This is a genomic window from Thermodesulfobacteriota bacterium, from assembly GCA_030583865.1.
Taxonomy (GTDB): Bacteria; Desulfobacterota; GWC2-55-46; order GWC2-55-46; family GWC2-55-46; genus UBA5799.
The window spans coordinates 602,375-621,481 of record CP129479.1 but is presented as its reverse complement, the minus strand read 5'-3'; the positions used below and the strand labels follow the sequence as shown (position 1 = coordinate 621,481).

Sequence of the window (19,107 nt, the reverse complement as noted above, 5' to 3'; positions counted from 1 at the left end):
GGACTATGGAAAGCGCGGAGGCCTCATGAGAGGAAAACCTGAGATCGTGTCCCCTGCCGGGAACCTGGCCTCGCTCAAGGCCGCTATCGACAGCGGGGCCGACGCCGTATACCTGGGCTTCAGCGACTCGACGAACGCCAGGAACTTCGAGGGGCTCAACTTCACACCCGCGGAAATGGCGGACGGCATCGGTTATGTCAGGTCCAAGGGCCGGAAGTTCTATATAGCCATAAACACCTTCCCGCAGGGCGATACCTTCGTCAAATGGTACAAGGCCGTGGACCACGCGGTGGAGCTCGGCGCGGACGCCGTGATAATAGCCAACCTCGGCATACTCAAATACGCCAGGGAACGCCACCCGGATTCGGTCCTCCACCTCTCGACGCAGGCCAGCTCATCCAATTACGAGTCTATAAACTTCTACAGGAAGCACTTCGGCATAAAAAGGGTAGTATTGCCTCGGGTGCTCACTATCGAAGAGATGAAGCGCCTGAAGGAGAGGACGGAAGCAGAGATAGAGGTCTTCGCCCTCGGCGGCCTCTGCATAAACATCGAAGGCAGGTGCTATCTATCCTCCTGGGTCACGGGCGCGTCCACCAACACGGAAGGGGCGTGCTCCCCTTCAAGGTTCGTCCGCTTCAACCCCTCCGCGGACGGCGGCATGACCATCGCGCTTAACGGGGTCACCCTCAACAGGCTCGGCAAGGACGAGTCTTCGCCGTATCCCACCTGCTGCAAGGGAAGGTATGTGACGCCCGGCGGAAGCTACGAGTACGCCTTCGAGGAACCGGAATCGCTGAACGTCCTGAAGGTCCTGCCCGGCCTTATGGACGCTGGTGTTTCGGCCCTCAAGATCGAGGGCAGGCAGCGGACCAAGAGCTACGTCGCCGCCATGACCAGAGTGCTCCGCGAAGCGGTGGACGCGTGCTACGCCGACAGCAGGGGGTATGAAGTCAGGCCCGAGTGGGCAAGAAAGACCGTCTCCACCTTCGAGGGCACGAGGGAGACCCTGGGCTCGTACCTCACGAAGTAAACCCCTTCCTGCCTGCCCCGCGCCCGAGCCGGGCCAATGCGGGCCCGAGCCTCAGCATGCTGAAGAGGAGCTCGTGCGTTCGTATCTTCTCCACCTCCCTCACCTCCTTCAACCTGAAAGGCAGAAAAAACGCGACCGCCAGGCGGAGTATCGCGGATATTAGGATGAGGTTCATGGTCCTGAACTCCAGAAAGCCCGTGGGCAGGACCCAGGCAAGCCAGCCGCCGAGAAGGGAGCCGAGGGCGAGCGCCGCGCCCCCGAAGAAGTTGTAATACGCGATGCACCTCTCCCTCTTGCCGGGCGACGCGGCGTCGTATATGAAGTTCGAGGCCGAGAGGTTGAAGCCCGCCCACGCAAAGCCGGAGAAGACCTGCACGAAAAAGAGGTAAACGGGGTTCTGGTTCACGAGCCAGAAGAGCGGTATCAGGGCCACGAGCACTGAGGTCGAGCGGAGCACCTTCAGGTTCCCCACCCTGTCCGCGTGCACGCCCCAGCGCCTTATGGAGAATATGGTCGCCATTGTCGCGGCAAGGGTGACCACGGTGAAGGTCATGTAGCCGAACCCCAGGTTCTTGAGCATCAGGACCGCGAAGAACGGTGAGGCGATATTGACCGCGAACTTCATGGCCGATACGAAGACCACGAACTTGAGGAAATTGCTCTTGTGGAGCCTCGAGACGAAGTCCAGGAGCGAGAAGTAGTCCTCTTCCTTCCTTACAAGGCGCGGCTCGTGCATTTTTCTCAAGTATCTCCACGAGGCGAGCCTGAAGGCGAATGCAAGCCCGAATATTGCCGCAAAGCCCCAGAACGCGTCCGACCTCTCGGCCCTGTGCAGGACGAAACCGGCTGCGAAGGTGGCTATTACAGTGACTATGGCGAGAATCTTCTGGAGCCATCCGAAGAACTCACCCCTCCTGTCTTCCTCCACAAGATCGGACATGAGGCTCCCCCACGCCGGCACCGCGATGGCGCCGAACGCCGTAAAGAGCGCAACAGCCGCTATGAAGGCCGCGACATTCCAGTCGCCCAGGAAATAGCTCCCCACCATCAGCGGGAGCATCAATGCCTGAAGGAGGATGAAAAGCCCCACCGCGAGTTTCCGGGAACGGAGCTTCTCCGTTATGTCCGGGCCCTTCAGTTGTATGATGGAAGCGAAGAGGTGCGGAAGGGCGCTCAATATCCCGACGTGCTTGATCGTCCCGCCGAGGAGCAGCAGAAACGGGGTCAGGTAGTCGAGCGTAAAGCCGTTCATCATGCTCGCGAACACCCCGTTCCTTACTGAGTATCGCAAGCTCTTTTCTTTTTTAAACGAATCAGGGTCCATGAAAAAGTCGCGGCGGGGTAAGAGGAGCGAGATCGAACAGAAGCCGGGTTCCGCCAAACTCCCCCATTCTGCCATAAAATCAGTACCTTAGCCAGATTTTTGTTGGCTCCCTTAAAGCAGCTTTTTTTTAAAATTGACATTACTGCCGCACGTACCTACAATATATAAAGGAAAAATCTGGCCCGGAGGTATAGGTTCATGCCGATCTATGAATATATCTGCAAGGACTGCGGCAAGGAGTTCGAGGCGCTGCAGAAGTTTTCGGAAAAGCCCCTCAAGAAATGCGTCCACTGCTCGGGCAAGGTCGAAAGGAAAATATCTTCTTCAGCCTTCCACCTGAAGGGCTCGGGCTGGTACAAGACCGATTACGCCTCAAAGAGCGCTTCAAAGGAATCCAAAAAGGAATCGGACGCGCCGAAGCCGGACTGCTCGTCGTGCCCGTCCTGCTGAGCAGCTTTTTCATAGAATGCCGAAAACCCCTTGAGAGAACCTTTTTGTAAAAAGTTTCTCTCAAACACTCTCCAAAAACTTTCAGTTCTTCCTGAGGAAGCCCCCAAGGGGGGCTTCCTCAGGAACTAGAAGTCTTTGAAGGGGTATGGGGGAAACCTTTCTACAGAAGTTTCCCCAAAAAGGTTTTTCAGCATCCTCTTGATAGGCATGGCCCGGGGTCTTCCCGGGCCGAATTTTTTCCGGTCCTTTCAACCTGAAAGCCCCCGGAGGCCGCATGGACTTTAAAGAGGTCGCGACAAAGGCGGCCCTGAAGGCGGGCGCCGCCGTCAGGGAGGGTTTCGGCAGGCCCTTGTCCGTAGAGTCCAAGGGCGTCGAGGGCGTGGTAACGGAGAGCGACTTCCTTTCCGAACGCATCATAAAGGAGGAGATCCGCTCGGCTTTCCCGGGGCATGGCATCCTCTCAGAGGAGAGCCCTGAAGAGAAGGGCAGCCTTACGTACCGCTGGATAATAGACCCGCTCGACGGGACGACGAACTATTCGCATTCGTTCCCCCATTTCTCCGTTTCGATAGCGCTTGAGGAGAAAGGGCAAGTGGTCCTCGGTGTGGTATTCGATCCCCTCAGGGACGAGCTCTTTCTGGCCGAGGCCGGCAAAGGGGCCCGGCTTAACGGTAAGGCCATTCATGTCTCCCGGACCGGGGAGCTCGGCAAAAGCCTCCTTGCAAGCGATTTTCCGAAGGACCTGGCCGCAAAAGAGGGCGGGATATTCAGGGACTTCGCCGCCCTTTCGAGAAAGGCGCAGGCCTTAAGACGCGCGGGCTCAGCCGCGCTCGAGCTCTGCTACGTGGCCGCCGGGAGGCTCGAAGGATACCGGAACCCCAGGTTCCATGCGTGGGACGCGGCGGCAGGCTCCCTCGTCCTGACCGAGGCAGGGGGCATGATAACCGACTTGGAGGGCGGCCCCTTTTCCCTCGATTCCGGGGAGTGCCTTGCCACGAACGGGCTCATCCATGAACGGGTGCTCGAGGCATTAGCCTGAGAGACATTTCATAAGGTCTTTTTCGGATATACTCTGTAAATATGGATCCACAAAAAGGCGGATGATGAGAAACAAGGTAAGGGAAACCGCGATAGAGACCATAAGGCGCGCGGGAGGCCTGCTCAAGGAAAACCTGGGAAGGGCCCGGAGCATTGAGTTCAAAGGTGCGATAGACCTCGTTACAGAGGCCGACCGCGCGTCCGAGGACCTCATAATGGGCGAGATACGGAAGGCCTTCCCCGGGCACGGCATCCTTACGGAGGAGAGCCCGGAGGTAGTGAAGGACTCGCCTTTCAAATGGATAATAGACCCGCTCGACGGAACGACAAACTACTCCCACGGTTTCCCTTTCTTCTGCGTCTCCATAGCCTTCGAGGAGGAAGGGGCTATCGTTTTCGGGGCCGTATACGACCCCATGCTCGATGAGCTCTACACGGCCGAGAAGGGCCGGGGCGCGTCCCTTAACGGCGAGAAGATAAAAGTATCTTCCACTGGCTCTCTCGACAGGAGCCTGCTTGCGACCGGCTTCCCCTATGATCTCCGCGTGGCGGACGACAATAACCTCGACCACTTCTCGGCCTTTTCGCTCAGGGCGCAGGCCATAAGGAGGGCGGGCTCGGCGGCGCTGGACCTCTGCTACACGGCCTCGGGCAGGTTCGACGGGTACTGGGAGATGAAACTGAGGCCCTGGGATGTGGCGGCAGGCGCGCTAATAGTCGAGGAGGCCGGGGGGCGGGTGACCGGCTTCGGCGGCGGCCCTTTTTCCATCTACGGCAAGGAATGCCTCGCCTCGAACGGCCTGATACACGAGCGAATGATAAAGGTATTAAAGGGTGCCTCTAAGAATTAAGAATTTTTTCTGAGGTCAAGGAAGGGCGGAAATAAAAGCGCAGCATATATGGTAATATGTGAGCATTTTTATTTCCGCCCTGACACAGAGATCAGGAAAAATAATCGTTTTTAGAGGTAGCCTAAAGGGGCTCGATTGGGATGCTTAACATCATACTCCGGCTCATAATATTAACGGCAGGGATATTCCTCGCCTCGTACCTGGTCCCGGGCGTGAACGTCGAGGGCTACGGCCCCGCGATAAAGGCCGCGGTCCTCCTGGCCGTCATGAACCTCATAATAAAGCCGGTCCTCCTGGTACTCACTCTGCCCATAAACATACTCACGCTCGGGCTCTTTACGCTCGTCCTTAACGGCCTCATTTTCTGGGCGGTGGGCTGGCTTATAAGCGGCTTTGCGGTTGCCGGCTTCCTGCCTGCCCTGGTAGGGGCGCTCGTCATAAGCCTCTTGAGCATAGTCCTCAACAGGTTCGTCTGACCTTGACAGATTCATGATAGCTGGTTTAATTAAGCTACCGGGTTGCTGAAAAAGCCCACATCTGCTGCGTCGCCTTGAGCTTTTTGAGCAGTCTGAACGTGTTTTTAGTTTTTCGGCAACCAGTTAAAACAGTGGTCTTACGACGCACTGTCATTTTCAGGCGTCCGCACAAATAACACCTGGCAACCTCCAAAAATTAGATATTTTGCCCGCAATCAAGGAAGGCCGGGAATAAAAAGCGGAGCATATATGACAATATGTGAGCATTTTTATTCACGGCCTGACAGAGAGTCCGGGGAAAAGATCAATTTTTAGAGGGTGCCACTTAAGAAAGGGAGGGACTCATGCCACAGCACCAGCCAAAAAAGTTCGACCTCAAGCCCGAGGGCCTCTCCGAGGCGCAGATATCGAACCACAGGGACATACTCTACGTCGGCTACATAAACAAATTGAACGAGATAGAGGATAAGCAGAAGAAGGCCGACCTCGGAACGGCAAACCAGGTCTTTTCCGACTGGAGGGCCTTGAAGATAGAAGAGACCTTCGCCTATAACGCCGTCGTCCTCCACGAGCTCTACTTCGAGAACCTCATGGGCAAGGGCGGCAAGCCGTCGGGGAAGCTCTCGGACCTTATCGCGAGGGAATGGGGCTCGTTCGAGAAGTGGACGGAGGAGTTCAAGGCCTGCGGCATGTCATGCAGGGGCTGGGTGGTAACTGCCCTCTCGCTCTACGACGGCAAGCTCCACAACTACTGCCTTGACGCGCACAACGAGAAGGTCCCGATGAACGTGGTGCCCGTGCTCGTAATGGACGTCTACGAGCACGCCTACTTCATGGACTACGGCGCGAAGAGGGCGCCCTATATCGACGCGTTCATGAAGAACATCAACTGGAATGTCTGCCAGAAGAGGCTCGACAGGGTCGACCTCGACCAGGTGCAGAAAGAGGCGGCGAGCTGAGGCCTGCCTTCGGAAGATACGATTTTAGGAGGCCCCGCCTGAAAAGGCGGGGCTCTTTTTTGGGAGAAGGCCGGGTAATTCTACAAGGCTGGGGGTAATGAAAATGGCCATACATTGACCATATGTGCAAAACTGCCTTTTTCCGCACTGCCGTGCGGTTTTTGAGGGTAAGACTCGCTTGCTAACCCCCTCCCCCACCCCGTGAACACACAAAAGCGAAGAGAGACCCCGATTTTTTTTGGGGGTCGAGCGAGCGGATGTAAATCCGGAAATCTTCCTCTTGTGTTGGAGATTCCCGGCGGAATGCCGGGAATCTCCAACGGGCCCCTTAAGTCGCTTTGCTCCTCCCGCCCCGGCCCGTTCACGCTCTTCCTCCCTTATGCTGCGCTCGCCTTACCCTCCGGTGTTTGTTTCAAGACAAAAAGAATCTCACTCGTTTTTGTTTTTGTATTTCAAACCACCCCGGGGCATAAGGCGGAGCGAACATGGGGATGGGGGAGGGGCGGGCGAGGCGGGGCAGCAGGAGCGAGGCCGAAGGTCGAGCGACTTAAGGGCCGAGCCCGGAGGAAGGAGGCGGAAAGGGAGCGGAGCCTTATGCCCAAAAAGAGCGCGGCAGCGCGTTAAAAGGTCTTTTTGCGACGGGGCTTGTATACGAGGTTCTTATCTCGCCCCGTCCTGGGGCTCGACCCTTCGGGCTGCCTCGCTAAGAGGCTCGGCATTCAATTTTTGCTGTCCTGCAAAAATTATCGGTCGCTTACGCTCCCTCAGAATGACAAAAAATCCTGCCGGGCTGAAGCATACCGCGCCAGTCCTCATGAGCTCTCTATGAATATCCTTCCCGGGTCTTCGAGGTAGGCTACTATCCTGTTCACGAACCGGGCCGCGTCCGCGCCGTCTATGACCCTGTGGTCGAAGGTGAATGATATCGGGAGCACCTTCCTTATCGCGACCGACCCGTTCACCACCCAGGGCCTTTCGCTTATCTTCCCTGTGCCGAGTATTGCAACGTCAGGGTGGTTGATTATGGGGGTCGCGTAGGTGCCGCCGAAGCTCCCGTAATTGCTTATGGTGAAGGTCGAGCCCTTGAGCTCATCAAGGGTTATCTTCCTCTCCCTGGCCTTGAGCGAAAGCTCCTGCAGCTCCGCGGCAAGATCGAGTATGGTCTTCTTTTCCACGTTCTTCACTACCGAGACCATGAGCCCCTCGGGCGTGTCCACGGCAAAGCCGATGTTGTAGTATTTCTTAATGATTATCTCGCCCGACTGCTCGTCGACCGAGGCGTTTACGCGGGGATAGGCCGCAAGGGCGTGCTGCGCGGCCTTCATGAAAAATGGGAGGAAGGTGAGGTGCACCCCTCTTTCCTTCGCGACCTTTGACTCTCGCTTCCGGAGGGCCCAAAGCTCGGTCACGTCCGCGTCGTCCATGCCCGTTACGAACGCGGCGGTCCTCTGGCTCGCGAGGAGGTTTTTTGCTATGGCCTTCCTTACGCCCCTTATGGGTATCCGCTCGACAGGCCCGTACTTGTCCTGTCCTGGCGGTGAGGGCGGCCTTTCCTCGGCCCGTTTTTCCCCTGGAGGCCCGGGCCTCTCTTCAAGCCTCGGCTCGTAAGCCCTCTCGACGGCCTCTTCCTTTTCCGGCGGCCTGGGAGGGGCCGCCTTGCCTTCGGATGCGGCCTTTACGTCCGCCTCGGTTACCATGCCGCCCGGCCCTGTGCCTTTTACAGCCGGAAGGTCCACTCCAAGCTTTTTGGCGAGCGCCCTCGCCTTGGGGGATGCGGTGACCTCCTCCTTTTCAGGCAATGCGCCCACGACCGAAACCGAGGGAGGCCTCGCCCTCTGCTCCTCTGCTTTCTTCTTTTCAGGTTTCTTCTCAGGGGCCCTTTCCTCGGCAGCCGCTTCCGTCTCTATCCTCATAAGGGTCTCGCCGACCCTGACCGTCTCTCGCTCGCCCTTATTGATGCCCGTGACCTTCCCTCCCCTCGGCGAAGGGACCTCGACAATGGCCTTGTCGGTCTCCACCTCGACGACGACCTGGTGTTCCTCGACGCGGTCGCCCTCCTTTACGCGCCATTTCACCACCTCGCCCTCGGTTATGCCCTCGCCGAGGTCCGGCAGCCGGAATTCGAATTCCATCAAGGTCCTCCTGAAAAAAAGCGATAGATAAGATTCGCCGCTACCCGCGTATATCAAAATGGGGTGCTTCTTTACTTAAGAGATCGGGGAAAAGAGCGGTTTTTAATCCAGGGCAACCTCTAAAAATTCGAGATTTTTCCCCGCAATCGAGGAAGACCGGGAATAAAAGCGCAGCATATATGACAATATGTGAGCATTTTTATTAACGGCCTGACACAGAGTCCGGGGAAAAAATCAATTTTCAGAGGCTGCCTCAGTACTGCATCACCTTCTCGAAAGCAGCCCTTATCCTCTCGGGAGAGGGCATGTAATGGTCTTCGAGCCTTGCCATGGGTATAACGGCCTCCGGCGCCGCCACCCTTATTACAGGGGCCTTGAGGTACTCGAAAGCCTCCTCCGCTACGAGTGCCGCTATCTCCGCACCGAAGCCCCCTATCCTCGTCGCCTCATAGACTATGACGAGCCTGCCGGTCTTCTTTACGGAATTTACTACGGCCTCCTCGTCATAGGGGCGGAGCGTCTGCAGGTCTATTATCTCGCAGTCGAAATCCTCCGAGGCCTCCGCTGCCCTGTGGAGCATGGTGCCCCAGGAAACGACCGTAATGTCATTCCCCTCCTGATAAACCGAGGCCTTGCCGAGGGGTATCGTATACTCCTCTTCCGGAACCTCCGCCTTAATGGACCTGTAAAGCCTCGATGCCTCCAGAAAAAGCACCGGGTCGGGGTCCCTTATGGCCGAGGCAAGGAGGCCCTTGGCGCTATACGGGTTTGAAGGCACGACCACCTTCAAGCCCGGCATGTGGCAGAACAGCGCCTCGGTAGATTCCGAATGAAGCTCCGGCGGCTTTATGCCTATACCGTAAGGGGTGCGGACGACCATCGGGCAGGTGAAACGGTTTCTCGAACGGGAGCGTATGCGCGCGGCGTGCGAGAAGAGCTGCTCAAGACCTGCGTAGGTGAATCCCATGAACTGTATCTCTGCAACCGGCTTCATGCCGTATGCGGCAAGCCCCACTGCCGCGCCTATGATGCCGAGCTCCGAAAGTGGGGTATCCATGACCCTCTCGGGGCCGAATTTATCCAGGAGGCCCTGCGTGACCCTGAAAACGCCTCCGTCCTTTCCCACGTCCTCGCCGATGACGATGACGTCTTTGTCCCGCTCCATCTCCTGGGCGAGGGCCTGGTTTATGGCCTGCACAAGGTTCAGCCTCGCCACTTGAACTCCTTCAGCTCCCGGGCCTGCCGCGGGGTAAGGGAGCCGTACGTGTATTTTATGATGTCCGCCGGGTCTGGCGCCTCGAATGCCTCTGCCTTTCGTATCTCGGAATCGATCCTCTCCTCGGCTTTTTTCGTTACACTGTCTTCATATTCCTTCGTCCACCAGCCCTTGCCTTCCATGTATGTCCTGAGCCTTTTAAGGGGCTCCCTCTCCTTCCAGTACTCGACCTCTTCGTCGCTCCTGTAGCGCGACGAGTCGTCGGCGGTGGTGTGGTCGTCGAGGCGGTAGGTGAAGCACTCTATGAGGGTCGGTCCTTCGCCGGCCCTGGCCCTCTCTATCGCGTCCCTCGTGACCTTGAATACGGCCAATATGTCATTGCCGTCCACCTGGACGCCCTCGAAGCCGTAGCCGAAGGCCCTCTCGGCTATCGTCTTCGCCGTCGTCTGCCTGGACCTCGGCACGGATATGGCCCACTGGTTGTTCTGGCATATGAATATGGCAGGGACCTTGAAGACGCCGGCGAAATTTAGCCCCTCGTGGAAGTCCCCTTTTGACGAGCCGCCGTCGCCGAAGTAGACCGCAGCCGCCTTCCTGTGGCCCTTGAGCTTCATGGCCCAGGCCGCGCCAGTTGCGTGCGGCACCTGCGTGCCGACCGGCACGCTCATGGGGAAGAGGTTAAAGCCCGTAGGGGCGTGCATGCCGCGCTCGTCCCCCGCCCAGTAGCGGTAGAGCATCCAGACGGGGTAGCCCCTTGCGATGTAGACCCCGGACTCCCTGAATGAAGGGAACAACCAGTCCTCTTCTCCGAAGGCGAGCGCCGAGCCTATCTGGGAGGCCTCCTGCCCCCAGATGGAGGCATAGGTGCCGAGGCGTCCCTCCCTCTGAAGGCTCAGGGCCCTGTGGTTGAAGGTGCGGGCGAGTATTATGGTCTCGAAGAAACGCCGGAAGTCATCCTCGGCAAACAGGCTTACGAGGGAGCCGTCGGCCTCGCCCTTCTCGTTGATTATCTGGATGTTTTTCGTCTCGGAGCTTGAAACGGTCTTTGTAGGCATAGAGGTAGTCTATCAGCCAAAAACCTGACCGTCAAGGCGGCCCGGCGCGCGAGTAAATCCAGTGTATCCCGTGTAAGTCAGGCGGCAAAACCGGCTTTGCAAAAAAAACATACCTGGCGCAATTGCCCGGCTGGAAGAGGACCCTTTCAAAACACTGGAATTCACGGAAATCCGCATGGTATTATATCCGCCTGTGGAACCCATTCAGTTCGACATAAGCGCCGTCAAGTTCAACGAGAGCGGGCTCGTGCCCGCCATAGCGCAGGACTCTCGGACCTCCGAGGTCCTTATGATGGCATGGATGGACAGGGTCGCCGTCGAGAAGACACTTGCGACCGGAAGGGCGCACTATTTCAGCCGCTCCCGGGGGAAGCTCTGGCTGAAGGGCGAGACCTCCGGTAACTTCCAGGAGGTCCGCTCCGTAAGGTACGACTGCGACGGGGACACCCTTCTCTTGCTCGTCGAGCCCAGGGGGCCTGCCTGCCACACTGGCGAGAGGACATGCTTCTACAGGGCTTTGGACGGCAAGGAGGTAAAGCCCTCGGGGCCTGCCGTGCTTACGGAGCTCATGAAGGTGCTCGCCGAAAGGAAGAAAGCCGACCCGGCGAAATCATATGTCGCCTCGCTCTACGCCAAGGGGCTTACGAAGATACTCGACAAGATAGAGGAGGAATCCGCCGAGCTCCTGGAAGCCGCAAGCTCCAAGGAGAACGGCCAGGTGGTCTATGAATTTTCCGACCTCCTCTTCCACTGCATGGTCCTACTTTCAGAGAAGGGCATCGGCATGGACGAGATATACGGGGAACTCGCGAGGCGTTTCGGCATATCAGGCATAACTGAGAAGGAGGCGCGGGGCGGGAAATGAGCGGTTGCATATTCTGCCGTATCGGGAGGAAAGAGGCCAAGTCCGAGGTCGTCCTCGAAAGCGAAAGGCTCATTGCGATAAGGGACATAAACCCGCAGGCCCCAACGCACATCCTCATAATCCCGAAGGCGCACTACGAAACGCTCATGGACTGCGACGACAGGGAGCTCCTTGCTGAGATGCTTGAGACCGCAAAGGCGCTGGCTAAAAAGCTCGGGCTGGACAAGAGGGGCTTCCGTACCGTAATAAACACCAACGAGGAGGGCGGCCAGACCGTCTTCCACCTGCACATGCATTTCATGGCCGGGAGAACGCTCCTCGGCAGGATGGGATAAGAAAAGGGAGGCGTAAAAAAGTATGGCTGAAATACTACCAGGCCCGGTGTGCCACAGCTGCGGCATGCTCATAATGAACAAGGATGAGTTCGGCTGCGAGGCCAACCTCACCGTGATGAACACCTTCTATTGCAGGTACTGCTACTGGAAAGGGCAGTTTACCGAGCCGGACATCACAAAGGAAGAGATGCTCGAGAAGCTCTCGTCCGCCATGATGATCGGAAAGAATATCTCCCAGGAAGAGGCCCGCGAGTTGGCCTGGGGGAGGATGAAGCTCCTGAAGAGGTGGCAGGGGAAGTAGCTTCGGCTATCGCCGGTAATAGCGCGTTTCCTGGACGGAGAATCGGAGCCTGGACGCTTGTTAAGGCCCCTGCACGCTGATAAAACCCATACGCGCCACATTTAAAGCAAAGAGAGCTGCAAGCCTGGCGGAAGTGCCCCGCGGAAAGAAGATCTAGGAGGCCATCACGCTCTCGGAGCTCGTCTTCGAACTGAAGCGCGGCGTTAAGGCGCAGAGAATTCAAGGAGATCGTAAAGAAAAGACATAAGCGCCGCAAAATATCAAATGCCAGATTTTTCGCTACGCTCAGAATGACAACGGTGCGATAATCAAATCTGGCTTATTTACATTCAACCCAGCAGGTACCCCTTCCCCCCAAGCTCCTTTCTTATCCTCTCCGAATGTCCGTGACCTTCGGTCTCAAGAACTATCTCGAGCCGGATGGTGTTGATGGGCGCGGAAACGGCCTCCCTCTCGTGTATCACATGGAGGATGTTGGCCTTGAGCGCAGCTATGTCGGCGGTAAGCCGGGCCAATGCCCCCGGCTCATCGGGTATGAGGGCCGACAGCCTCAATATCCTCCCCTCGCGTATCAGCCCGAGCCTTATTATCCTGTCAAGGGTGGTCACGTCGATGTTGCCGCCGCTAAGGACGAAGACGGCCTTCTTTACGGATTTCGGGAGCTTCCCTTCGATGGCCGCTGCGACGCCCACCGCGCCCGCGCCTTCGACCACGAGCTTTTTCCTTTCAAGGAGCTGAACTATCGCCCATGCGATCGAGTCCTCGCCTGCGTCATGGACCTCGTCCACAAGCTCTCTTATTATCTTGAAGGTCTTCTCACCGGGGCGCTTTACGGCTATTCCGTCGGCGATGGTGGGCCTCTCCTCTACCTCCGATGGCCCGCCCCTTTTAAGTGACTCGATGCACGAGCTCGATGCCGCTGCCTCAACGCCTATTACCTTCATGCCCGGGCTTTTCTCCTTCACCACAGAGGCAATCCCCGAGATGAGGCCGCCTCCGCCCACCGGGACGACGATAGCGTCGGCTTCCGGGGCCGCCTCAATTATCTCAAGGCCGATCGTCCCCTGCCCGGCGATTATCGAATAGTCGTCAAAAGGATGGATTAGCGTCAGGCCCCTTTTGGCTGAAAGGTCCCTGGCGTAAGCGAAAGACTCCATGAAGTTGCTGCCGTGTATTATGACCTCGCCGCCGTAGCCTTTTGTCGCCACGAACTTCACGATGGGTGTCGTCTCGGGCATTACTATGTGCGACCTCACGCCCAGTAGCGCCGCGGCCCACGCGACCCCCTGGGCGTGGTTGCCCGAGGAGGCGGCTATAACGCCAGCTGCTCTTTCCCGGTCTGAAAGAGAAGAGATTTTAAAGTAGGCCCCGCGCGCCTTGAATGAGCCGGTCTTCTGGAGGTTTTCGAGCTTAAGGAGGCATTCGAAGCCCAAGAGCCTCGAAAGGCTGGAAGAGTATATGAGCGGGGTGGGGCTTATGACACCCTTGAGCCTTTCGGCTGCTTCCCTTACGAGGTCAGAAAGGACGGCCTTGGACATGAGCACCATGTTCTGGATTTGCCGTCAGCAAGGATTTATCCCCCTTTCCTAAGACCCTTTCTAAAGGGGATGGCGGGGGATTTGTAATGGTGCGCATAGCGCGCCCTACAATATAATTTTCTTTTTTGTACGCCGGAGTTGCCAATGTTGAAGACGACACAGCAGATTGGCCTTTTTCAGCAGCCTGCTATCTCCCCCGCTGCCTCAGGGCCTCGAACATCGCTATGGCCCCGGCCTGCGCGGCATTAAGGGAATTTACCTGGCCGGCCATCGGTATGGAGGCGCAGAGGTCGCAACTTTCCCTGACGAGCCTCCTTATGCCCTTTCCCTCGCTCCCGATTACGAGGGCCAGATCTCTATCGAGGTCAGTGCCCCAGAGCGCGTCCCTGCACCCGGCCTCAACGGCGACCGCCCAGACCCCTTCCTCCTTGAGCCTCTCCAGCACCCTCGTGATATTCACTTCCCGGGCTATCAGCGTGTGTTCGGTCGCGCCTGCCGAGGCCTTGACGACAGCCGGCGTCACCTCGGCCGCCCTGTCTTTCGGTATGACGACCCCGTGCACCCCGGCGGCATTGGCGGTCCTTACGAGAGAGCCGAGGTTCTGCGGGTCCTGCACTGAATCGAGCACGAGAAAGAAGGCCTGCCCGCCCTTCGCCTTCCATGCGGCAATGAGGTCCTCGATATCCGAATACCTGAACTCCTCATGCAGGAGCGCAACTACCCCCTGGTGCCTCTCGGTCCCGGCAATCTTCGCAATCTCGTGCGGGGCGGCCTTTGCGACCTCGACCTTTTTCTGGCCCGCGAGCTTCATGATGTCGGAAGCCGCCCTGCCGGTCCTCCCCTCGGAGATCAAGACCTTGTCGATGACGGCCCCCGAGCGAAGCGCCTCAAGCACCGGGTTTATTCCGTATACAGTCCTCAAAGCCCTTCTTTGTCTCCGCCCCTGAATACTTCGAGCTTCCGGTCGATTGTGGAGGCCTTCTCCGGCTCTCCGCTTGCCCTGTAAAGCTCGCGGAGGTGCCTGTATATCTCGGAGAGAGCGTCTGCGCGCCCCTCTGGCACCGTGCCAGCGGCCTGCAGGAACTTCTCCTCAGCCGACACGTACTCCCCGGCCCTCATCTCAAGGACGCCGAGCGTGTCAAGGTAGATGAATTTTTCCTTTGGAGGAGAGCTTTTAAGGGCCTCCTCAGCCGAGGCCCTTGCCGCCTGGAGGTCGCCTTTTTCCATGAGCGCCCATGCAAGGTTATTGTAGTACTCGGGCCTCGGCCCGAGCTCGATTGCCCTGGCATAGCTCTTTTCCGCCTTGCCGTACTCGCCCGTCCTCAGGTAAACATTCCCCAGGGCAAAGTAGGCCTTGGCCTCCTTGGTATCGATGGCCTGCGCGCTCTCGTATTCGCGGAGCGCCAACTCATATTTGCCCTGGGATTCGTAGATGGAGCCGAGCCTCATGTGCTCGTCGAATGAAAGCGGGGTCGAGTCCTTGACCTCAAACACCCCGCACGACGCAAGCGAAAGGAACGCGAAAAGCGCGAGAGCGTGTACCCTTTTCAATTTTCCCTCCCCTCTGGGCGGACAAGTAGCGTCGAATACCCTGTCCTGGACCATGCCTTTTGAAGCTCCTTCATGCCGTAGACCTTTTCCCTTTCAGTCCCGGAGTGGGCCAGGACCACGCCGTCCTTTTCGCGTATCCCCACGGCCACGATGTAATGCCCGACCGGGTAGATGTCATAGCCCAGGTTGAGGAATAATATCAGGGGCTCGCCTTTCCCGACCCTTTCCGAAAGGTCTTTGAATCCCCCCTTGTAATAGCTCGTCTCAAACCCCCTGTCCCTTGCGTAGACGAGGAGGTCCATCGGGAGAGTGCCCCTGAGCTTCTCATTATATACGGCCCCGGCCACCCCGTCCATCGACTCTTCGGCGCCGTAAAAGGCCATCACTCCGGCAAGCGCTGCCGGGCCGCACAGGTATTCGTCTTGCGGAAAAAAGGGCACGCCTTCTATATAGGCGCCTGCAGCCGGGTCGGCCCTGAGGGATTCGAGCACGGCATCCCTTGCCGGGGCGCACCCGGAGATGAAGAGCAGGAGAACGGAAAGAAAAAGGGCCTTGCTGAGCGACATGCGGCAACCTCTAAAAATTTAGAGATTTTTCCTGCTTTTTCCGGAGGCCTGGAATAAAAAGCGGAGCATATATGATTAACATGTGAGCATTTTTGTTCCAGGCCTGACAAAGAGTCCGGGGAAAGGCCAATCTTTAGAGGCTGCCATCGAGGACCGGCAAGCTTTCCTTGAAGAGGCCCCGGCCAGCCGGGGCCAGAAAAAAAGGGCCCGGGCCTGAGCCCGGGCCCCGCCATGTTGCGCTATCTTATGACTATCTTCCTGTCCGCGAGCTTAAGGACCACCAGCACGAGTATGACGATTATAAGGAGCGCTATTATCGCGCTCAGGGCGTCGCCGCCGGGATAGAGGCTTTCGAGCTGGGAGGCGAACGAGTGCAGCTCGGAGTCCGAAAGCTTACTCAGCCTCTCGTTTATCTCGGCCTCCGAAAGGCCCGCCTGCTGGAGCTTGTCCGCCACGAGCTTGCTCTCAAGCACCCTCTGAACCCTGGCAATGTCAGCTTCGCGGGCCTCTTCTGCGGCCACGGCAGCGACCACGGCGTCAGAGCCGATCACAAGAGCCATGCTCTTTGTGGGGATGCTTCCGAGGACGAGCATTGTGAAGGCAAGGACAAGAGCGACCTGCCTGAAATAGAAGCTTTTTACGACTTTCATAACTGCACTCCCCCTTTTCTGTTGTTAAAAGTGCGCTGCCGAAAGAGATACACAAAACTGCCTGCGATGATAGCGGGCTTAAGACCGCAAAAAACTCGATAGCGGGAGAGGGCTTTTCCTCGGTTTTCAATGCAAGAGGGCTTGCCTCGTTTGACTGAGCTCCGCAAGGAGCATTCGATAATTTATAGTCTAAAAAAGGCCACGTGTCAACACCCTTGCAAACATTGGTATCCTGTGATATTTTCGGTTCATGAAACTCTCCAGGGACCAGGTCGAGAAGATAGTCAGGAACGTCCTCGAAAGGCTTAAAGACGGGGGACTCGTGGTCTTCAAGGCCGACGAGAGAAAGGCCTTCGAGAAGATGACCGAGGTCTTTTTGGCGGACCTCCGGGCCGAGGACGAGCTCGACAGGGAGGTAGAGGGGCTTCTCCAGAGCCATGCCGGAGCGATCGACAAGGACAGGCTCGATTACAGGAAGATGTTCAACATGATAAAGGGCAAGCTGGCCAGGGAAAGGGGCATAGTCCTTTGAGGCAACCTTTAAAATGGCCTTTTCCCCGGGCTCTGTGTCAGCCGGGAATAAAAATGCTCACATATTCACATATATGCTCCGTTTTTTATTCCCGCCCTTCAGGGAAAAGCGGTAAAAAACTCTAATTTATAGAGGTTGCCTTGAGGCTCTCGGACGACAGGATATCGCACATAGCCCACCTCCTTTTCGACGGCGTATGGAAGGACGACCTCGTGGACTTTACCGACGAGGACAAGGCCCTTGCCGAGATAAAGAAGGCCATGACCGGGTATTTGAAGGTCGAGGACGAGGCCGACACCGCGGCCCGGGCAAAGATACGCTCGCTCTCAAGAGATGTCCCCGAGGGAAGCCGCGAGTGGGACATACTCTACAAGAAGTATTTCGAGGAGGAGGCGTCCAAAAAGGGCTTCCGCTGAGCAGGCCCCGCCCTCAACCTCTCCGCCGGTTACCCCTCTTGAGCATCCCCAAGAAACTTATATCAACCTCTAAAAATTTGGGATTTACACCTGACAGGTTGCTAAAAAACTCAAAATCACAGGCTGCTCAAAAAGCTCCAGAAGCGAGGCCCCCGTTGGAATAGGGGAGCGAGGAATGAGGCGTACTTTTCGTGTACGCCGGAGTGTCCAGCGACGTAGCCTTTGACGCTGATGGACTTTTCAGCAGCCTCTAAAATCAACAGATGTACCTTAATCTCATACTCCCCCCCATAATCGGGGCCGCCATAGGCTGGCTCACGAACTACGTCGCGATAAAGCTGCTTTTCAGGCCGCATATCCCGCTGGAGGTGCTCGGCTTCCGCATACAGGGCATAATACCGAAGAGGCGGAAGGAGATAGCAAGGTCCATAGCCCGGACCATAGAAAAAGAACTCCTCTCCTCAGAGGACCTTGGGAAGGCCCTCTCGGGGCTCAACTGGGAAAGGGAGGTCGAAAGGACAGTGGAGGAGGCCGTGGAGCACAGGTTCTCCTCAAGGTTCTTGAAGCTCCCTGTCGTGGGCCTCGTCTCGGAGAACCTCAAGAGCCAGATCAAGCTCCTCCTTACGAGGGAGATAGTAACTCACCTCGACAGGAAAAAGGGTACGCTTGCGGCAAAGGTCAGGGACAGGATAGACGTAAAGGAGCTGCTGGTAACGCGCATAGACCAGCTCGACCTCATGAGGTTCGAGAGGCTCCTTACGGACTTCATAACCAGGGAGCTTAAGCATCTCGAATACCTCGGGGGCATAATGGGCTTCATTATCGGCGTCTTCCAGTCCCTTTTCACCTACCTCTTCGGGCTTTCATGAAAACGGTCCTCACCATAGCGGGGTCAGACCCCTCGGGCGGCGCGGGCCTCCAGAGGGACCTCCTTACCTTCCACGAGCTCGGGGTGTGCGGCCTTTCGGTGGCCGCGGCGCTTACGGCCCAGAATTCTACCGACTTCAAGGCTGCTCTCCCTGTACCGCCGCGCTTTGTGGCAAGGCAGGCCGATGCCCTTCTGGAAGAGTTCGAGGTCAACGCGGTAAAGATCGGCATGGCTGGCAGCCCCGAAAACCTCCGGGCGATAAGGAACCTGATAAAAAGGCGGTCACTCCCGAACGTGGTGCTCGACCCGGTGCTCCGGTCAACGAGCGGGAAGTCGTTACTTACGAAGGACGGCCTTTCTGAAATCAGGTCCATCCTTGCATCAATCCATGTCGTCATGCCGAACCTTGACGAGGCAGCGGCCCTGACTGGAGTAAGGCGGATAAACGGTGTAAAAGAGATGGAACTCGCGGCAAGGCGGCTATTCGAAATGGGCGCGAGGCACGCGCTCGTGAAGGGCGGCCACCTTGAGGGAGAGCCGGTGGACGTGTTATTCGACGGGCTGTCGTTCAGATACTACAGGGGAAGGCGGCTTAAGGGCGGGATAGGCCGTTTCCACGGCACCGGGTGCATACTCTCGGCAGGCATAGCCGCCGGGCTTGCCAAAGGCAAGGGCGTTGGAGAGGCGGTGGCTGACGCAAGGGCATACCTTGTGAGGGTCCTGAGGGAGCGGCCGCGCGCTTGAGGCCTGGCTAAACCTGGATCCTTTCTTTTTCAGAAAAGGCTGCTGAAAAAGTCCATCTGCTTCGTTGTCTTCGTCGCTCGTCACTGCGGCGTACACGAAAAGTACGCCGCATTCCTCGCTCCTCGACGCCTCGCATATGGAGCTTTTCGAGCAGCCTGAAATGAACCTCCCCGCAGCAAGCTGCGGGGTATCTTCAAACATCCCCTC

At 57.4% G+C, this 19,107-nt stretch carries 22 protein-coding genes; 13 read left to right on the top strand and 9 right to left on the bottom strand.

Annotation, left to right across the window (positions count from 1 at the left end):
• The first annotated feature begins 25 nt into the window (after positions 1-25).
• Positions 26-1,033, top strand: a complete 1,008-nt coding sequence (locus QY316_02970; GenBank protein ID WKZ33384.1) for a peptidase U32 family protein — start codon at positions 26-28, stop codon at positions 1,031-1,033.
• On the opposite strand, the gene QY316_02965 is transcribed toward QY316_02970, so the two are convergent.
• On the bottom strand, positions 1,023-2,324 hold the full coding sequence (locus QY316_02965) for an MFS transporter (GenBank protein ID WKZ33383.1): 1,302 nt from the start codon (positions 2,322-2,324) through the stop codon (positions 1,023-1,025). The genes QY316_02970 and QY316_02965 overlap by 11 nt on opposite strands.
• A gap of 231 nt (positions 2,325-2,555) precedes the next feature.
• Here QY316_02965 and QY316_02960 point away from each other — a divergent pair, with 231 nt between their 5' ends.
• The 5 genes from QY316_02960 (at position 2,556) to QY316_02940 (ending at position 6,131) form a co-directional block, all read left to right on the top strand.
• Complete coding sequence (locus QY316_02960; GenBank protein ID WKZ33382.1) at positions 2,556-2,807, top strand: zinc ribbon domain-containing protein; 252 nt, start codon at positions 2,556-2,558, stop codon at positions 2,805-2,807.
• A 274-nt stretch (positions 2,808-3,081) separates the two neighbouring features.
• A complete protein-coding gene (locus QY316_02955) occupies positions 3,082-3,846 on the top strand; it encodes an inositol monophosphatase family protein (GenBank protein WKZ33381.1) in 765 nt (254 codons plus the stop codon).
• Between the two features lie 64 nt (positions 3,847-3,910).
• A complete protein-coding gene (locus tag QY316_02950; protein ID WKZ34066.1) occupies positions 3,911-4,696 on the top strand; it encodes an inositol monophosphatase family protein in 786 nt (261 codons plus the stop codon).
• 140 nt (positions 4,697-4,836) lie between these two features.
• Positions 4,837-5,172 carry a phage holin family protein gene (locus QY316_02945; protein ID WKZ33380.1) on the top strand — a complete coding sequence of 112 codons (336 nt, stop codon included), beginning with the start codon at positions 4,837-4,839 and terminating at the stop codon, positions 5,170-5,172.
• A gap of 344 nt (positions 5,173-5,516) precedes the next feature.
• On the top strand, positions 5,517-6,131 hold the full coding sequence (locus QY316_02940; protein WKZ33379.1) for a superoxide dismutase: 615 nt from the start codon (positions 5,517-5,519) through the stop codon (positions 6,129-6,131).
• Positions 6,132-6,943: 812 nt separating this feature from the next.
• On the opposite strand, the gene QY316_02935 is transcribed toward QY316_02940, so the two are convergent.
• The 3 genes from QY316_02935 to pdhA all read right to left on the bottom strand — a co-directional run bounded on the left by QY316_02935 (position 6,944) and on the right by pdhA (position 10,534).
• The gene (locus QY316_02935; protein WKZ33378.1) at positions 6,944-8,263 is read right to left on the bottom strand and encodes a dihydrolipoamide acetyltransferase family protein; all 1,320 of its coding nucleotides are present in this window, start codon (positions 8,261-8,263) and stop codon (positions 6,944-6,946) included.
• A 253-nt stretch (positions 8,264-8,516) separates the two neighbouring features.
• Positions 8,517-9,479: an alpha-ketoacid dehydrogenase subunit beta gene (locus QY316_02930; protein ID WKZ33377.1), complete on the bottom strand. Its 963-nt coding sequence runs from the start codon at positions 9,477-9,479 to the stop codon at positions 8,517-8,519.
• On the bottom strand, positions 9,467-10,534 hold the full coding sequence (pdhA, locus tag QY316_02925; protein ID WKZ33376.1) for a pyruvate dehydrogenase (acetyl-transferring) E1 component subunit alpha: 1,068 nt from the start codon (positions 10,532-10,534) through the stop codon (positions 9,467-9,469). Before pdhA ends, QY316_02930 begins: the two co-directional genes overlap by 13 nt.
• A 175-nt stretch (positions 10,535-10,709) precedes the next feature.
• On the opposite strand from pdhA, the gene hisIE reads away from it, so the two are divergent.
• From hisIE to QY316_02910, 3 genes are read left to right on the top strand one after another with little or no spacing between them, the layout of a single operon-like run.
• Positions 10,710-11,399: a bifunctional phosphoribosyl-AMP cyclohydrolase/phosphoribosyl-ATP diphosphatase HisIE gene (gene hisIE, locus QY316_02920; GenBank protein ID WKZ33375.1), complete on the top strand. Its 690-nt coding sequence runs from the start codon at positions 10,710-10,712 to the stop codon at positions 11,397-11,399.
• Positions 11,396-11,734 carry a histidine triad nucleotide-binding protein gene (locus QY316_02915; GenBank protein WKZ33374.1) on the top strand — a complete coding sequence of 113 codons (339 nt, stop codon included), beginning with the start codon at positions 11,396-11,398 and terminating at the stop codon, positions 11,732-11,734. The genes hisIE and QY316_02915 overlap by 4 nt, the downstream gene beginning before the upstream one ends.
• 22 nt (positions 11,735-11,756) lie before the next feature.
• Positions 11,757-12,035, top strand: a complete 279-nt coding sequence (locus QY316_02910) for a zinc ribbon domain-containing protein (GenBank protein ID WKZ33373.1) — start codon at positions 11,757-11,759, stop codon at positions 12,033-12,035.
• 329 nt (positions 12,036-12,364) lie between these two features.
• Here the strand turns inward: QY316_02910 and ilvA are convergent, their stop codons facing one another.
• The 5 genes from ilvA to QY316_02885 form a co-directional block, all read right to left on the bottom strand.
• The gene (gene ilvA, locus QY316_02905; protein ID WKZ33372.1) at positions 12,365-13,573 is read right to left on the bottom strand and encodes a threonine ammonia-lyase; all 1,209 of its coding nucleotides are present in this window, start codon (positions 13,571-13,573) and stop codon (positions 12,365-12,367) included.
• 187 nt (positions 13,574-13,760) lie between these two features.
• On the bottom strand, positions 13,761-14,495 hold the full coding sequence (rlmB, locus tag QY316_02900; GenBank protein ID WKZ33371.1) for a 23S rRNA (guanosine(2251)-2'-O)-methyltransferase RlmB: 735 nt from the start codon (positions 14,493-14,495) through the stop codon (positions 13,761-13,763).
• Complete coding sequence (locus tag QY316_02895) at positions 14,492-15,124, bottom strand: tetratricopeptide repeat protein (GenBank protein WKZ33370.1); 633 nt, start codon at positions 15,122-15,124, stop codon at positions 14,492-14,494. Before QY316_02895 ends, rlmB begins: the two co-directional genes overlap by 4 nt.
• The gene (locus QY316_02890) at positions 15,121-15,690 is read right to left on the bottom strand and encodes a cysteine peptidase family C39 domain-containing protein (protein WKZ33369.1); all 570 of its coding nucleotides are present in this window, start codon (positions 15,688-15,690) and stop codon (positions 15,121-15,123) included. The genes QY316_02895 and QY316_02890 overlap by 4 nt, the downstream gene beginning before the upstream one ends.
• A 239-nt stretch (positions 15,691-15,929) precedes the next feature.
• Positions 15,930-16,340, bottom strand: coding sequence for a PA2779 family protein (locus QY316_02885; GenBank protein WKZ33368.1), 411 nt, complete (start codon positions 16,338-16,340; stop codon positions 15,930-15,932).
• Positions 16,341-16,590: 250 nt separating this feature from the next.
• Between QY316_02885 and QY316_02880 the strand changes: the two genes are divergently transcribed.
• From QY316_02880 to thiD, 4 genes are all read left to right on the top strand, one after another.
• Positions 16,591-16,872, top strand: coding sequence for a DUF507 family protein (locus QY316_02880; GenBank protein WKZ33367.1), 282 nt, complete (start codon positions 16,591-16,593; stop codon positions 16,870-16,872).
• A 140-nt stretch (positions 16,873-17,012) separates the two neighbouring features.
• Positions 17,013-17,288, top strand: a complete 276-nt coding sequence (locus tag QY316_02875; protein ID WKZ33366.1) for a DUF507 family protein — start codon at positions 17,013-17,015, stop codon at positions 17,286-17,288.
• Between the two features lie 263 nt (positions 17,289-17,551).
• On the top strand, positions 17,552-18,157 hold the full coding sequence (locus QY316_02870; GenBank protein ID WKZ33365.1) for a DUF445 family protein: 606 nt from the start codon (positions 17,552-17,554) through the stop codon (positions 18,155-18,157).
• Positions 18,154-18,900 carry a bifunctional hydroxymethylpyrimidine kinase/phosphomethylpyrimidine kinase gene (gene thiD / locus QY316_02865; GenBank protein ID WKZ33364.1) on the top strand — a complete coding sequence of 249 codons (747 nt, stop codon included), beginning with the start codon at positions 18,154-18,156 and terminating at the stop codon, positions 18,898-18,900. The genes QY316_02870 and thiD overlap by 4 nt, the downstream gene beginning before the upstream one ends.
• Positions 18,901-19,107: the final 207 nt, after the last annotated feature.